Origin of the sequence: Polynucleobacter sp. JS-Mosq-20-D10 (assembly GCF_018687755.1) — a bacterium.
Taxonomy (GTDB): Bacteria; Pseudomonadota; Gammaproteobacteria; order Burkholderiales; family Burkholderiaceae; genus Polynucleobacter.
In genome coordinates, this window is the sequence record NZ_CP061305.1 from 1,303,528 (window position 1) to 1,317,493 (window position 13,966).

General features: G+C 43.5%; 16 protein-coding genes. 1 reads left to right on the forward strand and 15 read right to left on the reverse strand.

Annotation, left to right across the window (positions count from 1 at the left end; all coding sequences use genetic code 11):
* Position 1: 1 nt before the first annotated feature.
* Positions 2-868 (forward strand): 23S rRNA (adenine(2030)-N(6))-methyltransferase RlmJ, encoded by an 867-nt coding sequence (locus FD967_RS06725; protein WP_215325208.1) that lies wholly within the window; start codon positions 2-4, stop codon positions 866-868.
* A 27-nt stretch (positions 869-895) separates the two neighbouring features.
* Here the strand turns inward: FD967_RS06725 and FD967_RS06730 are convergent, their stop codons facing one another.
* The 15 genes from FD967_RS06730 to FD967_RS06800 form a co-directional block, all read right to left on the reverse strand.
* Positions 896-1,267, reverse strand: a complete 372-nt coding sequence (locus FD967_RS06730) for a phosphate-starvation-inducible PsiE family protein (RefSeq protein ID WP_215325210.1) — start codon at positions 1,265-1,267, stop codon at positions 896-898.
* Between the two features lie 347 nt (positions 1,268-1,614).
* The gene (locus tag FD967_RS06735; RefSeq protein ID WP_251368997.1) at positions 1,615-2,271 is read right to left on the reverse strand and encodes a heme-binding protein; all 657 of its coding nucleotides are present in this window, start codon (positions 2,269-2,271) and stop codon (positions 1,615-1,617) included.
* A 3-nt stretch (positions 2,272-2,274) separates the two neighbouring features.
* Positions 2,275-3,216, reverse strand: a complete 942-nt coding sequence (locus tag FD967_RS06740; RefSeq protein WP_215325212.1) for an LD-carboxypeptidase — start codon at positions 3,214-3,216, stop codon at positions 2,275-2,277.
* Positions 3,213-3,668 (reverse strand): tRNA adenosine(34) deaminase TadA, encoded by a 456-nt coding sequence (gene tadA / locus FD967_RS06745; RefSeq protein ID WP_215325213.1) that lies wholly within the window; start codon positions 3,666-3,668, stop codon positions 3,213-3,215. Before tadA ends, FD967_RS06740 begins: the two co-directional genes overlap by 4 nt.
* 18 nt (positions 3,669-3,686) lie before the next feature.
* Positions 3,687-4,151, reverse strand: a complete 465-nt coding sequence (gene queD / locus FD967_RS06750; protein ID WP_215325214.1) for a 6-carboxytetrahydropterin synthase QueD — start codon at positions 4,149-4,151, stop codon at positions 3,687-3,689.
* A gap of 36 nt (positions 4,152-4,187) precedes the next feature.
* Positions 4,188-4,841, reverse strand: coding sequence for a 7-carboxy-7-deazaguanine synthase (queE, locus tag FD967_RS06755; protein ID WP_215325215.1), 654 nt, complete (start codon positions 4,839-4,841; stop codon positions 4,188-4,190).
* Positions 4,842-4,869: 28 nt separating this feature from the next.
* The gene (locus FD967_RS06760; RefSeq protein ID WP_215325216.1) at positions 4,870-5,577 is read right to left on the reverse strand and encodes a hypothetical protein; all 708 of its coding nucleotides are present in this window, start codon (positions 5,575-5,577) and stop codon (positions 4,870-4,872) included.
* Entirely contained in the window at positions 5,574-6,272 is a 699-nt protein-coding gene (locus tag FD967_RS06765; protein WP_215325217.1) for a hypothetical protein, read from the reverse strand. The genes FD967_RS06760 and FD967_RS06765 overlap by 4 nt, the downstream gene beginning before the upstream one ends.
* A gap of 50 nt (positions 6,273-6,322) precedes the next feature.
* Positions 6,323-8,218, reverse strand: a complete 1,896-nt coding sequence (locus FD967_RS06770) for a radical SAM protein (RefSeq protein WP_215325218.1) — start codon at positions 8,216-8,218, stop codon at positions 6,323-6,325.
* Entirely contained in the window at positions 8,215-9,039 is an 825-nt protein-coding gene (locus FD967_RS06775; protein WP_215325219.1) for a ferritin-like domain-containing protein, read from the reverse strand. The genes FD967_RS06770 and FD967_RS06775 overlap by 4 nt, the downstream gene beginning before the upstream one ends.
* Positions 9,040-9,705: 666 nt before the next feature.
* Complete coding sequence (locus FD967_RS06780) at positions 9,706-10,176, reverse strand: TspO/MBR family protein (protein ID WP_215325221.1); 471 nt, start codon at positions 10,174-10,176, stop codon at positions 9,706-9,708.
* A gap of 31 nt (positions 10,177-10,207) precedes the next feature.
* A complete protein-coding gene (locus FD967_RS06785; RefSeq protein ID WP_215304439.1) occupies positions 10,208-10,348 on the reverse strand; it encodes a hypothetical protein in 141 nt (46 codons plus the stop codon).
* A 13-nt stretch (positions 10,349-10,361) separates the two neighbouring features.
* Positions 10,362-12,254, reverse strand: coding sequence for a 1-deoxy-D-xylulose-5-phosphate synthase (gene dxs, locus FD967_RS06790; RefSeq protein WP_215325223.1), 1,893 nt, complete (start codon positions 12,252-12,254; stop codon positions 10,362-10,364).
* Between the two features lie 14 nt (positions 12,255-12,268).
* Complete coding sequence (gene hemA, locus FD967_RS06795; protein ID WP_215325224.1) at positions 12,269-13,570, reverse strand: glutamyl-tRNA reductase; 1,302 nt, start codon at positions 13,568-13,570, stop codon at positions 12,269-12,271.
* Between the two features lie 138 nt (positions 13,571-13,708).
* The gene (locus FD967_RS06800; RefSeq protein ID WP_215325225.1) at positions 13,709-13,948 is read right to left on the reverse strand and encodes a hypothetical protein; all 240 of its coding nucleotides are present in this window, start codon (positions 13,946-13,948) and stop codon (positions 13,709-13,711) included.
* Positions 13,949-13,966 lie beyond the last annotated feature (18 nt).

The following is a 13,966-nucleotide window of genomic DNA, read 5'->3' on the forward strand; positions in this document are numbered from 1 at the left end:
GATGTTTAGCTATCGCCATGCTTTTCATGCGGGTAGTCATGCCGATATTCTGAAGCATCTGGTGATGATTCATTTAGTTGAGTATCTACAAGAAAAGCCTGGCGCTTTGACTATTGTCGATACGCATGCTGGTGCCGGTATCTATAGCTTAATTGATGGCTTTGCAATCGTTAGTAAAGAAGCCGATCAAGGTATTTATCGCTTGGCTCGATTTGCAGAGAGTAATTCAGTAAGCCCTGGCATAGCTAATTATCTCGACCGCATTCGTTCCGAGAATGCCGATAATGATATTGCCGTTTATCCTGGCTCTCCATTTATCCTGGCACATCTACTAAGAGCACAAGATCGTCTGAAGCTCTTTGAATTACATCCCAAAGAGATTGATATCCTGCGCCACAATATCAGCCAGCTCAAGCAGTCTAAGCAGGTCGACATTTATGCAGAAGACAGCTTTGCAAGGCTGAAAGGCTTGATGCCACCCCCTAGTAGGCGTGGTCTAGTGTTGATTGACCCCTCTTATGAAGATAAGCAAGACTATCGTTATCTCGAGACTGCGATCGAAGAGGCTTTACATCGCTTCGCTACGGGTTGTTTTGCAATCTGGTATCCATGCCTCTCCAGAAGAGAATCGGCATCCCTGCCGGATCACATGAAAAAGATTGCGGTAACTCATAAACGGTCTTGGTTACAAGTTGAGCTTCGGGTTGAGAACGCTCCCAAGGAGCGCCGACTGCAGGCTAGCGGCATGTTCATCATCAATCCACCATGGACTCTAGAAAAGCAGTTATCTGAAAGCTTGCCCATTCTTGTTGAGGCGCTGGGACAAGATGGTGGCGCCTCATTTGTATTAAAGAGTTTTGAGGCCTGAGTTTTAGTCGGCATCAATTAAGGGGTTTTATACCTCTGAATCTTTAGTACTCATGGCTTTTTTGATGAGGATCGCTGAGATAGCAAGCAACAATACCGCTCCACTCTCATATATCAAGTCAACCGTACTAATTCCCTTACCCTGCAAAATAATGAGCCTGCAGAGGGCCGTAATTGCAATAAATATAGGAATAGTGATTGGGATTTTGTTGTACTTGTAAAAGGCTGCCACCATACCTAGAACCTCGGCATAAATGAACATTAATAACAGATCGGTTAAGGCAATTTTTCCATTTAAAAGAACGGCATACATCTCTATACCGACACTAAAAATAGTAAAGAATGCAATAAGGATCAAAATTCCTTTTTCGGCTGCAGTAATCCAATCGTAAATTTTCATACTATATGTACCTTAGCTAGATATTGGGAAAAGTTAAATGGCATCACTGTGTAAGACTAATTGCTGAAAAAATGCCGGAATATTGCTTGCGCAGTAGTAGCGCCTATTTCTTTTGGTATTTTTTGCTAACAAAATTGACGTTGATCACTTGATCAGATCACAGTCTCAAAGCTTATAAATGTGTATGCCTACTTTATAAGCTCATTTATCACGATACTCAAATGAAATATCTTAAGTACTTTCCCTAGACCCTTTATTACGCCGCCAGAAGGTCGAATTCTATATTTTTCAAGCAAAACCCAGGCAATGCCACAGAATACGTACTCAATAGATTCAGGGCTTAAGTATCAATTGCGCACCCGAATCATCACCTCATTACGTCGCATAAAAGGGAGCGTCCAGGGTGGGTTGTAACGCGCAAACTGCGGCGAGCCAATGGCTTGCATATTCTTGGTCTTAATCCAATCTTCTAGGGCTTTGGTTTTTTCCAAGACTGTATCTTCGCTATAAAAACCAGAAAAAGTAATCGCCGCCCTGATCTCTGCAGGCAGTTGCCTAATTTTGACTTGGGAATTTAAGGGTTTAGGCAAAGTTTCTAGGGTGTATTCGGAGGGCATGACAAACGATATAGTCCATTGATTAGCCGCACCCTTTTCAGGGCTGGCAGATTCAATACCAACCGGGACTGTCATCGCAATTTTTGCACTTTTCTGCTGATCATTTGACTCTATCCCAACCGGGGTAGTCATCGCAATTTTTTCACTCACTTGGTTTTGACCAAAGATGAAGGCAGCGATTAAACGAAAACCTTGGCCTGAAGCTTTATCTAAATCACCCTCGACCTTGACCTCAGCAATCAGCTGTGGAGCATAAGCCCGCAACTCGAATGGCTCTGATTTTTCCAGGAGGGTGTATTTTGGCTCTTCAGTTGCCATTGTGCTACTTGCGATCAGAATGCTGCTTAATAAGAGTAGCGCTTTCAAAGAGGGTCCTAAGTGATGCATGCGTTACCACGAAGCTTTAATACTAAAACCTGCCGAACGATATTCAATGTGCGCTTGCGCACCTACTGGTAAGGTTAACTTTTCAGCCTGATGTCCAAAAGGTAGATTCGTTAATATTGGGATATGACTTGGAAGGCGCTTACGGATGATTTCAATGGCGCCATCTAAGTTATACCCACGATCGTTATCGTGTAGTCGATAAGCAGAGAAGCCGCCAAAAAGAATTGCGCTTTGATTAGCCAGCACACCCGAGTCAAGCAATTGCATTAGCATGCGCTCAATTCGATAGGGGTGCTCATTCACATCCTCAAGGAATAATATTCCCTCTTTAGTTTGCTCACGACTTGGAAAATAAGGGGTGCCCACTAAACCAGACAGGATGGTGAGATTACCACCCCAAAGCATGCCCGAGCATTGTCCTTCTGCCTGCTTGAGATATTGCTGTGTTGCAGTGATCTTGCATTGCAATGATCGCCCTGTCATCGCTTCTTGAAAATGCTGCCACATAAATGGATTAGGTGTAATGTTTTCACCCTGCTCACCCTGACAAGCAAAGTCGAAGTTCAGCATTGGCCCTGCTAGCGTGATAGCACCAGTCTTTGCCAGCAAGCCTAACTCAAACGCTGTGAAATCACTGTGGCCACAAATCTGCAGTCCATTTTGAACAGCCTGAGCAATGCCAGCCCAATCGATATCTGGAAGTAATCGATGTAAGCCATAGCCACCTCGCATGGCAACAACTACTACCTGCGGTGGAAGCTTCGCAAGCTGATTGATTTCAGCTAAGCGTTGCGCATCAGTACCAGCAAAACGCTGCTCAACTCGAGTAACACAATCAGTGTTTAAAACTTCGATCCCCTGCTGCCCTAACCAATTAATACCAGCTTCAGGGCTTCGAGCATCAAGACTGGCTCCTGATGGAGCAATCAAATGAATTTGCTTCAACGTCGCTCCTTAAAAAATTGACGCAATATCTGGCCGCATTCTTCACTCATAATGCCACCCTCAACTTGGGTCTGGTGGTTAATTCGCTTTTCTGAGAATACATTGAGAACACTACCAGCAGCTCCTGTTTTTGGGTCGCTAGTACCAAATACAACCCGATCGACTCTGGCATGCAAGATTGCGCCTGCGCACATAGTGCAGGGCTCTAAGGTGACATAGAGCGTTGTCCCAGGCAATCGGTAGTTGGCTTCTGATTGAGCAGCTCCTCTTAAAACAAGCATTTCAGCATGAGCGCTGGGATCACTGTTGGAGATAGGTTGATTGAAACCCTTAGCAATTACTTGGCCATCGCGAACCAGCACCGCACCAACCGGAACCTCGCCAGCAGAAGCAGCTAGCATAGCCTGCTCTATGGCTTGCTGCATGTATTGGCGATCAAGCTCAGCTTGCATGGTCAATTGAATCGATACTTATAAATGCGAAACGTCTGCCCAACAATTGGGGGTTTCATAAAGGCGAATCGATGATAGCTTCAGCCGACCATCAAATGCCTTATCAAATACGGGTTGCAAAAGTCTGAATGCAGCACTGGCCAAGTTCTCTACTGTGGGCACATGATCCATCACGACAGTTTTATGATTAGGAATGGAATTTAAATAATCTACTAAACCTGCATCTTCTTTGGCGACTAAGAAGGCATGATCCCATGGCTCTACTACATGCTGATTGGTAAGGCGCTTAATCTCCCCAAAATCCAAAACCATACCGTCATCTGCTTTACCAGGATGATCGGCAATGACACCCATCAAGGTCACTTCAATTGCATAGCGATGACCATGTAAATGGCGGCACTGACCATCATGGTTTGGAATACGATGGCCCGCATCAAACTCTAGTCGCCTGGTAATCGAAATAGTTTCTTGCTTAGTAGTCATGTTTACTTTTTCTAAAAATTCACCTTCTGATTCCAGCTAGCGAATACCGATCATTTTATGAGTCTGGACACTCAAACGCCATAAAGGCCGTTTTTGACATAGCTGGATCGCCAAGGCCAAGTTTTCTTGAATCCGAGGTCCATCCATCGCCTGCAAAAAACGATTGCGGTAGTCCATCTTTTCAAATCTAGCTAGGAGTGTTTCGATGTGGGTATGGCCCACTTGAGGAATAACTAACTTAATTTCATCTGCCTGAAGGACGATCAGTTCAGAGTCCGCTTTAGGGCTAACACATACCCAATCCACCCCTTTAGGTACTTTAATCGTCCCATTCGTTTCGATAGCAATGGCAAAACCTAATAGATGGAGAGCATCGATTAAGGCCGCATCTAACTGGAGTAAAGGTTCGCCACCAGTAAAGACTACATAGCGTTGCTGTGGTCCAGCAGCAGTACTATTCCAAGCCTCTTCAATAGATTCGGCCAACTGGGAGGCAGTTTCGAACTTACCTCCGCCTATACCATTAGTCCCTACAAAATCAGTGTCGCAAAACTGGCAAATCGCCGATGCACGATCTTCCTCACGACCACTCCAAAGATTACATCCTGTAAAACGGCAAAACACTGCTGCGCGACCAGCGTGGGCGCCCTCACCCTGTAGGGTAGGAAAGAGTTCTTTAACGGTATACATGGCTATGTACTGATTTTAAGCGCTTTACTTACTTCCAGGACACAAGTTCCCATTCCAGGTAGTCCTCCCAGAGGGCATTACTCCAAAACATCCCAGCCCAAAGATATCGACCGGAGCTGCGCCTAATGACCCAACGACCAATTTCAGGGGCAAGCCAGACATCTTCACCACGAATATTAGCTACTCGTGAGAAGTCATTACTGGTAAAGAATGGCATGTCATTACGATAGAGCAAAGTATTAAATTCACCTGCAGGAACCTTCACGCGTTCCCATTTCAATGCATTGATATTTAAGCCCAAGTAATAATCATTGTCCGGATAACCCACTACTTGGTATCGATTTCGATAAAAACTAGACCAACCGGCAACCAATTGCTCAGGCAACAAAGGCATGGGTTGTAAAAACTTTTGCGGGGGATTCCAGTGGGAGTCTTGAAGGATAAAACCCCAAGGCTCCTGGATTTCATCAGGCAAGCGTCCGTGCTTGAGCCCTATTCGCTCAATCCGTACTTGCGGACCGATAGCAACCACTTTCTCCGTGACAACATCCACAATCTCTTGATTAAAAACATTGCGAACGTTGTATACCCATTGTTGTCCTACTTGAGGTGCCCTCACCTGTGGCGGATTTATGGGTTGAGCTAGGGTTACACCATTTGGATAAGGTTGTGAAGAAATACAAGCTACCAGCAATGCTGGCAAAAATACCAAACTGATCTTTTGTAATAGTTTCATTTATATGAAGTCAATTGCCACTGATAGCTGCCTTCCAAAATCACTGCTCCAATTTGCCCCTGAAGTTGATAGGACCCAGAAGTTTCTCGAGCAACCCAGCGACCAATCTGCGGCACAAACCAAACAGTCTCCTTACGAATGCAATCTACTTTATTAGGATCTTCACTCTCATAGTTAATGAGACTCTGAAAACGCAATGCCACAAACTCGCCTGCAGGGACTGTAATTTTTTCCCAACCCTGAACGCTCATGTATTCTTGCCAGCCCATTTTTGATTCAGAATATCCAGCGATACTGTATTTGCTACTGAACTGTTTTGTCCATGTCGTGGAGAGCGTTTCGGGCCAAAGTGGTAGAGGTGGATTAAAGTTCAGTAAGCGTGGCCACTGAGGATCTGTTGAAACCATACCCCATGAAGACTGAATCTCATTAGGCAGACGGAATCCATTCGCTGTGGAACGCTCAAGCACAATAGTTGTACCAACACTCGCAACTCGCTCATTAATCACGTCTAGCGTTTTGCCATCAAAGATATCTTTTTTGATGTAAGTCCATTCTTGGCCTACCTGAGGAGGACGAATCATTGGCAATGGTTTTGGCTGAGCCACTGGTGTGCCATGTTCATAAGATAGACTACCGCAGGCTACTGGAGCTAATGCAGCGGAAGCAATAAAGGTCCGACGGGATAGATTCATAGAGAGGCTAGTCTTAAGAGTTAAAAGGAATTGAAATCTGTTCTGAAAGTTTATACATAGCCCAAAATTTTGGCTATCTTATTTCGTGGCACAGAAGCTTTAGGAATGTTTGGCATCTCAAACCAATCATGAGCCTTTATCTCAAATCCTAGACCATGCATGAAGTTATAAATCGCCTTCTTCAAACCGATACCTAGCGCATCATGATCCACACCAGTCGGGTCTATAAAAGAAATGTCATTCTTTGCAAAAGAAATAGTAGGTAATGGCACAAGCTCAATTCCATAATCTGCTGGATCAAGCCCTACTGGCGAATGCACGGTACATGTGAAACGATGAAAAAATCCACTCTGAATACAGCCATTTTCGAATAACTGACGGACATACTCCAAAGCATCTACAGTTTCTTGAACGGTTTGGGTTGGAAAGCCATACATCAAATAGGCGTGCACCAAAATCCCAGCATCAGAAAAACCTTTGGTTACTTGGGCCACCTGATCCACTGAAACCCCTTTTTTCATGAGATCAAGCAGCCTATCAGAAGCCACCTCTAAGCCACCAGACATGGCTATGCAACCACTTTGTGCTAGCAATTGGGATAATTCAGGAGTGAAGGTCTTTTCAAAACGAATATTGCCCCACCAAGAAATAATCACCTTTCGACGAATTAACTCTTCAGCAAGTGCTCTCAAAATCTTCGGTGGTGCAGCCTCATCCACAAAATGAAATCCAGTTTGACCGGTCTCCGCAACAATTGCCTCAATGCGATCAACCAATAGGCTGGCTGAAGCGGTTTCGTAACGCGAGATATAGTCTAGGCTCACATCGCAGAAGCTACATTTTTTCCAATAGCAGCCATGAGCAACGGTCAGCTTATTCCAGCGGCCATCGCTCCAAAGGCGATGCATCGGATTGAGCATATCCAATAACGATAGATAGGAATCTAATGGCAATCCATCCCAAGTTGCGGTACCAACTTCCCCAAAGGGAACATCAGGCTCTTGCCAGTTGATATAACGCACTTGATTGTCGGCATTTCGAATGAAGGTGCGCACCAAACGTTCCTGCGAACGCTTACCGCTCAGATGCTCGATTAAAGCCAACAAGGGTCTCTCACCAGAATCTAGGCTAATGAAATCCACATAATCAAAGATCCGTGAGTCAGTGAGTTCACGCAATTCAGTATTAACATAACCACCACCAAGGCCAATCTTGATGCTGGGATAACTTTCCTTGATCGTTTGAGCAATGCGTAATGCAGCATACATCGCACCGGGAAAGGGAACAGACAATAACACCAAACTCGGTTGATGTTTATTAACGGCTGTTTTGGTGAGCTCTTGAAGGTGACGATCCATTAAGGTTGGCGGAGCAGCTAAAGCCTGTGCTAATGGTGTAAATGTTGGCTGGCTACTTGCCAAAGATTCTGCATAACGAACAAACTCAAAACGAGCATCAACAGCATCTCGTAATACATCCGATAAATCATTGAGATAAAGCGTTGCCAGATGACGTGCCCGATCCTGAGAGCCCAAGGCACCAAATGCCCAAGCCAATGAATCACCACCCTCATCTTCACCATACGTATCCAGAGGAACAAACCGTGGGCCCTCTGGCAACAAGGCTCGACTATTGATGCGATGAGCAAGCGTGCTATCACGCCCTTGCAAGAATGCAATGGCTAGCGCAATGGTGCTTTGATAGTCCGAAAAATAATCGAGGAAAAAGTTGACGCTGGCACTGCGTTTTTCCTCCGGCAGATTTATTGCCGCGTCTCTTACCTCTGCCAAGCCATCAACAGTAAAAAAACCGAGCACTAGTGCCAATGCCAAATCCTCTTGAACAGCATTCAATCCTTGGGATCGCAAAAACCCAGTGAGATAGGCTGTCGATGGATACGGCGTGTTGAGCTGGGTCATCGGCGGGATGAGACTCAGAATTTTCATACTAATTGCGACCGTTTATCGCCAAGAGACCCCAGCAAATCTAACTCCTCTGCAGTAAATCCTGCTTGCTGACGTGCTACTAGGTTAAATGGCCCCCTCAAAGTGGGCGCCTGATATTTTTTGGCTAATTCTCTATAAGCAGCGATTGGAGATAAACCACTATTCCCGCATAAATAATTAAACCAACGATTCCCAATGAACACATGACCAATTTCATCATGGAGAATAATCTCCAATATCTCTACTGCCTTAGCATCTTTGATTTGCTTAAACCTATCCCGAATTCCAGGAACCGCATCAAGGCCTCTGGCTTCCATCGTTCTGGGTACTAGCGCCATCCTGGCAATTACTGAATCGGTAGTTCTCTCAACCATCTCCCACAAACTATTGTGAGCAGGAAAATCGCCGTACTGAAATCCCAATGTCTGAATGTATTCATTCACCAACGTAAAGTGGTATGACTCTTCTTTGGCAACCTTAAGCCAATCTTCGTAATATTGCTTAGGCATATCAGGGAAACGCCAAATGGCATCGAGTGCAAGATTCATGGCATTGAATTCGATGTGCGCAAGTGAATGCAACAAAGAAGCTCTGCCTTCTACGCTATCCATTCTTCTTTTGGGAACCTGTAGGGGTGGGATAAGCTCGGGCTTTTCAGGGCGACCTGGCAATGCAAGCTCTTGAGAGCTAAAAGTTGCAGAAATATTGAGACCAACAAGTTGTCGCTGGTAATCGTCAAATAGCCCAAATAATCGACTTACTTTGATTTGGGCATCAGTAAGAACAAGTATTTCAAGAGCAGTTTGACGTAACTCGATCATTTAAAAATAAATACAAAAGAATAGGCTGTAAGGTATTGTACGCAGATACCAGGGGATGTAGCATAGGGATAACAATGATCTAGCTATATTCCAGAGTTCAGATGACTGCAACCCAAACTCACGACTTAAGATATAAAACCTCAGTTATTATTTGAAGTAAGTTTTAGTAGGTTTTTTAAATGCCGAATACGAACTAGAAGAAATTTAATAATTCAGGAGGCAATTTAATGTCTAGGGATAAATTAGGATTATTTGTATTTGGCCTGGTGCTATTGGGTTTTGTTATTTTTGTGAAAACAGGCTCTTTTTTACTCTTTTCCCTGGGCATCATATCTGCTGCCTTTTTAATATTCTCAAAAAATAAATTTATTAAATAGATGACTGGTGAAAAACTAGAGTTGCTATTTGAATTTGGTGTGATTTTAATTTCACCGGTTATTTATCATATATATCTTCTGAAATATAAAAAAATTCCAAGAGATATTGTTTTCAAGGATATAAAAATTTATCTATTTTTATATGGGCTCATCGCGACAACTAGCTTATTGCTTTTATTTAGATAAAGCATCCATTGCAGTATCAAAGTACACAGATTTGAAATGCTAGCGTTCGTACTCACTTGCATCCCGACCCCGTATTATCTCAACTTAAAAAGATACTGAAGTTTTAGTTAAAGGGTCCATTGAGTTGAACCGTGTCCCAATTTAAAGCAATGGCAATGCTCACCCATATTAAATAGGGCAGCATATACAGGCTATATTTAGGAGAAATCTTTCTAATGGTCAGCAATATGGCAAGCACTGAAAGCCATAAAAATACGGATTCATATAAAGACCAGTCCGGTCTTTGAAAGCGAAAATATAAAATACTCCAAAGGATATTGAGTAAACCGTTTACCCAAAATAGAATATTTAAGCGACTCAGAATCACAAGATCTGAAGTGCAATGTTTGGTTGCAACCCAAGCTACGCCAGACAAAATAAAAATAGTTGACCAGATTGGGCCAAATGCGATGTCAGGAGGTTTCCAAAAGGGCTCTTTTAAGGCTTGGTACCATGGGCCTAGATCTGTGGATAGGCCACCCAAAATCGCTACCGTTAAACCCCAGATCAATGGCACTACCATTCTCTTAATCATCATGGAATTGAGTAGGCCTTTATCTCAGCACTTAAGCGTAATAGGAGATTAAGAAAAATATCAGAATAGAGAGGTTCAGGCTGCCAAAGATGATGGCAACAGGTTTACCAATATATTCCCACTTCTTCTCTTTTGATAAGCCATTGATATGTGCGTTTTCTTTATTAAACATAAAAGTAAGGTGGTTAGGGTGTTAATTGAAAATGCTCTTGTACTTTGACCAAGATTTTCTTCGGGGATAGTCCATATAAATCCAAGAGCAGACTAATGTCGCCATGTTCGACGTATTCATCAGGCAAACCAATTTGCAAGGTCGGTATCTGAATGTGATGTCTTGATAGCACCTCTAAACAGGCACTACCTGCTCCCCCCTGAATTGCGCTATCTTCAATAAAAACCAAAGCATCATGATTTTTTGCAAGATCTAATAGCAAGGCTTCGTCCAAGGGCTTCACAAAGCGCATATCAGCAACAGTAGCATCTAGCTCTTCTGCCGCTTTCAGCGCACTATAGAGCAATGGACCAAAGCAAACAAAGGCAATCTTTTTTTCAACAGCTTCTGCACTTTTTATCCGACGAGTAATAACTCCCTTTCCAACGGGAATGATCTCGAGTACCCGAGATGCCTCTGGACCCTCTCCAGATCCTCGTGGATAGCGCACTACAGAAGGACCATCCAAACTAAAAGCAGTCGTCAGCATATCTCTACAATCCGCTTGATTTGATGGCGTCATGACGACTAAATTCGGTAGGCATCTTAAAAAGGCAATATCAAATACACCGGCATGGGTTGGCCCATCTGCACCGACCATACCAGCTCGGTCAATGGCAAAGACGATTGGCAAATTCTGCAATGTCACATCGTGTATGAGCTGGTCGTAACCTCTTTGTAAAAAAGTAGAGTAGATTGCCACTACTGGCTTTAGCCCTTCACACGCAATACCAGCTGCAAAAGTAACCGCATGCTGCTCTGCAATTCCAACATCAAAGTAACGATTGGGAAATTGCTCTTCAAACTGAACTAGGCCGGAACCCTCACGCATTGCTGGCGTGATACCAATAAGACGTTCATCTTGTTTGGCCATATCACACAGCCACTCACCAAAGACTTCGGTGTAGGTTTTTTTACCTGCTGCGGAAGGCTTAAGACCTTCACTGGGATTAAATTTACCGGGGCCATGATATGAAATCGGATTGGACTCTGCTCTCTCGTATCCTTTCCCTTTTTTGGTAACGATATGCAAGAATTGCGGCCCATCAGTCTGGGCAATTTTTTTCAAATTACTCAGTGTGACAATCAGATCAGCCAGATTATGGCCATCGATTGGGCCATAGTAATCAAAACCAAACTCCTCAAAAATAGTGGCTGGGCCAATCATTCCCTTAGCATGACCTTCCAGTCTTTTGGCAAACTCTCTCAATGGGGGCGTGTAGGAAAGCATCCTATCCAAGCCTTTTTTGGTGGCGCCATAAAGAGAGCCACTAATGAGCTTTGCTAAATATCGATTAAGGGCTCCAACAGCCGGAGAAATCGACATTTCGTTATCATTCAGAATCACGATTAGGGGAATCGATTTATCAACCCCGGCATTATTTAAACCCTCGTATGCCATGCCAGCGCTCATTGAGCCATCACCAATCACTGCGACTACATTCCGCTTTTCCCCTTTGACTTTGCTGGCTACTGCCATTCCAAGAGCCGCTGAAATACTAGTAGAGGAATGTGCTGTGCCAAAAGCATCATAGGGACTTTCAGAGCGCTTCGGAAACCCAGATAAACCTCCAAACTGACGCAAGCTCGGCATCATCTCTCTACGCCCAGTCAAAATTTTATGGGCATAACTTTGATGCCCTACATCCCAAACAATGCGATCTTCAGGAGTATCAAAAACATAATGCAGGGCAATTGCTAACTCCACTGTTCCCAAATTGGAGGATAGGTGCCCTCCAGTACTAGAAACAGACTGAAGAATAAATTCACGCAGCTCATCTGCCAATAGTGGCAATTGAGACGGCTCGAGCTGCTTTAATTCTTCTGAAGAATTAATTGTATGAAGTAAGTTAGTTGCCTTGAGCATATTCAATACCGTAATTATTTTTGAGAGTAGATACTAGAGAGAATTCGTTTAAAGTCTTCAATCTCATTATTCGGTGAATTTTGTAATGCATTAATAGGAGCATGCATAAATTTATTAGCCAAGGCCTGAGCCATGATGGATAGGACCTCGATGGGATCTTCACCCTTTTTTATGCGACGTACTGCTTTTTCTAGTTCTATTTCTTTGAGCCGCTCTGCAGTAGTTTGCAAGGACTGAATAATCGGTACAAGCGTTCTTTTTTGAAGTGTCTGAAAAAATTCACTGACGCCTTTATCGATAATGATTTCCGCATCCGCCATAGAAAGCTCGCGAATATTACGACCCTCATTAACAACGCCACCTAAGTCATCCACTGAATAGAGGTAGGCATCTTTCAGGGATCGAATCTCTGGCTCGATATCACGTGGCACCGCTAAATCGATCAGCACAATTGGCCTGCTATTTCTGGCTTTCAAGGCCGTTTTAATCATGCCCATACCAATGATAGGCAATGCACTTGCAGTGCAGGAAACAATCACATCAAAATCATGCAAGCGAGTTGGCAAAGATTGCAATGGAAAGGAATCTGTTTGCAAGCCTTTTGCAGCAAAAACCCTTGCCATCTCATCACCACGATCAACTGTGCGATTACTAATTGCAATTTCTTTTGGCCTCTTACCGGCAAAGTGAGATGCACATAGCTGAATCATCTCACCAGCACCAATAAATAAAATTTTGGAGTTTTTTAGGTCACCAAAAATTCGTTCTGCTAAGCGAACAGAAGCGCCCGCCATCGATACTGACTGCGTGCCAATATCTGTTGATGATCGAACTGCTTTAGCAACTGAAAAAGTTTTATGGAATAAAGGTTTTAGATAAGACCCTAGTGTGCCCACTTGGTCAGCTAATTCCACAGCCTTTTTCATTTGACCCAGTATTTGAGTCTCACCCAACACCATGGAGTCCATTCCACAGCCCACTCTAAATACATGCTTTACAGCATCAGTCTCTTTTGCAGAATAAATATAGGGCTTTAATGCATCACCCTGCAAACGCTTTTGAGAAGTCAGCCAATCAAAAGTGCGCTCTTCTAAATAATGATCAGGATAGGTAGTGTCATTAGCAGCGCAATAAATCTCCATGCGATTGCAGGTCGATAAAATGGCTACCTCTGGCATCAAATCTGAATACTTCCCCTTTAAATGATTACGAAGATCCAATAAGGAATCCTGTAAGTTTTCCGGGGCAATAGCAACACTCTCCCGAATATCAATTGGAGCGGTATGGTGGTTGACACCAAGATTCAGTATTTGCATGCTAGTAGCTATTCAAAAATAGCTTGGGCGAATGAAGAAAAATCATAGAAATGATTCTTCCTCTTGATTCGCGATATGTCAATCAAGATTGACACCTATTTGAGTATTACCTAATAGGGAAAACCCCCATAGGGGTCACTACTCCTGGTTCTTGATGGCAGCCTCGTAGGCTTTAAATTTTTTGTAAGAATTGATGGTGGAATACAAGGCAAAAGCGGTAATCAACACAAAGACTAGATTGGTGAAGGAATATTCTTGGTACAGAATCCAGATTTGACCAATTAAGGCCAACGGGAATATCACAATGGCAAATTTAAGCCAAAGCATGCTTCTTTTCATTTTTGCGTCCACTTGCCCAGATACAGATTGCTCGTTCATTACCTATCCTTATAGTTA

Bases quoted from the DNA above. Each gene is read 5' to 3' on its own strand.
- FD967_RS06760 (WP_215325216.1), bottom strand. From the start codon at position 5,577: ATGAAACTATTACAAAAGATCAGTTTGGTATTTTTGCCAGCATTGCTG.
- tadA (WP_215325213.1), bottom strand. From the start codon at position 3,668: ATGCAAGCTGAGCTTGATCGCCAATACATGCAGCAAGCCATAGAGCAG.
- FD967_RS06780 (WP_215325221.1), bottom strand. From the start codon at position 10,176: ATGATTAAGAGAATGGTAGTGCCATTGATCTGGGGTTTAACGGTAGCG.
- FD967_RS06775 (WP_215325219.1), bottom strand. From the start codon at position 9,039: ATGATCGAGTTACGTCAAACTGCTCTTGAAATACTTGTTCTTACTGAT.
- FD967_RS06770 (WP_215325218.1), bottom strand. From the start codon at position 8,218: ATGAAAATTCTGAGTCTCATCCCGCCGATGACCCAGCTCAACACGCCG.
- dxs (WP_215325223.1), bottom strand. From the start codon at position 12,254: ATGCTCAAGGCAACTAACTTACTTCATACAATTAATTCTTCAGAAGAA.
- FD967_RS06725 (WP_215325208.1), top strand. From the start codon at position 2: ATGTTTAGCTATCGCCATGCTTTTCATGCGGGTAGTCATGCCGATATT.
- FD967_RS06730 (WP_215325210.1), bottom strand. From the start codon at position 1,267: ATGAAAATTTACGATTGGATTACTGCAGCCGAAAAAGGAATTTTGATC.
- queD (WP_215325214.1), bottom strand. From the start codon at position 4,151: ATGACTACTAAGCAAGAAACTATTTCGATTACCAGGCGACTAGAGTTT.
- FD967_RS06785 (WP_215304439.1), bottom strand. From the start codon at position 10,348: ATGTTTAATAAAGAAAACGCACATATCAATGGCTTATCAAAAGAGAAG.
- FD967_RS06735 (WP_251368997.1), bottom strand. From the start codon at position 2,271: ATGCATCACTTAGGACCCTCTTTGAAAGCGCTACTCTTATTAAGCAGC.
- queE (WP_215325215.1), bottom strand. From the start codon at position 4,841: ATGTATACCGTTAAAGAACTCTTTCCTACCCTACAGGGTGAGGGCGCC.
- hemA (WP_215325224.1), bottom strand. From the start codon at position 13,570: ATGCAAATACTGAATCTTGGTGTCAACCACCATACCGCTCCAATTGAT.
- FD967_RS06765 (WP_215325217.1), bottom strand. From the start codon at position 6,272: ATGAATCTATCCCGTCGGACCTTTATTGCTTCCGCTGCATTAGCTCCA.
- FD967_RS06800 (WP_215325225.1), bottom strand. From the start codon at position 13,948: ATGAACGAGCAATCTGTATCTGGGCAAGTGGACGCAAAAATGAAAAGA.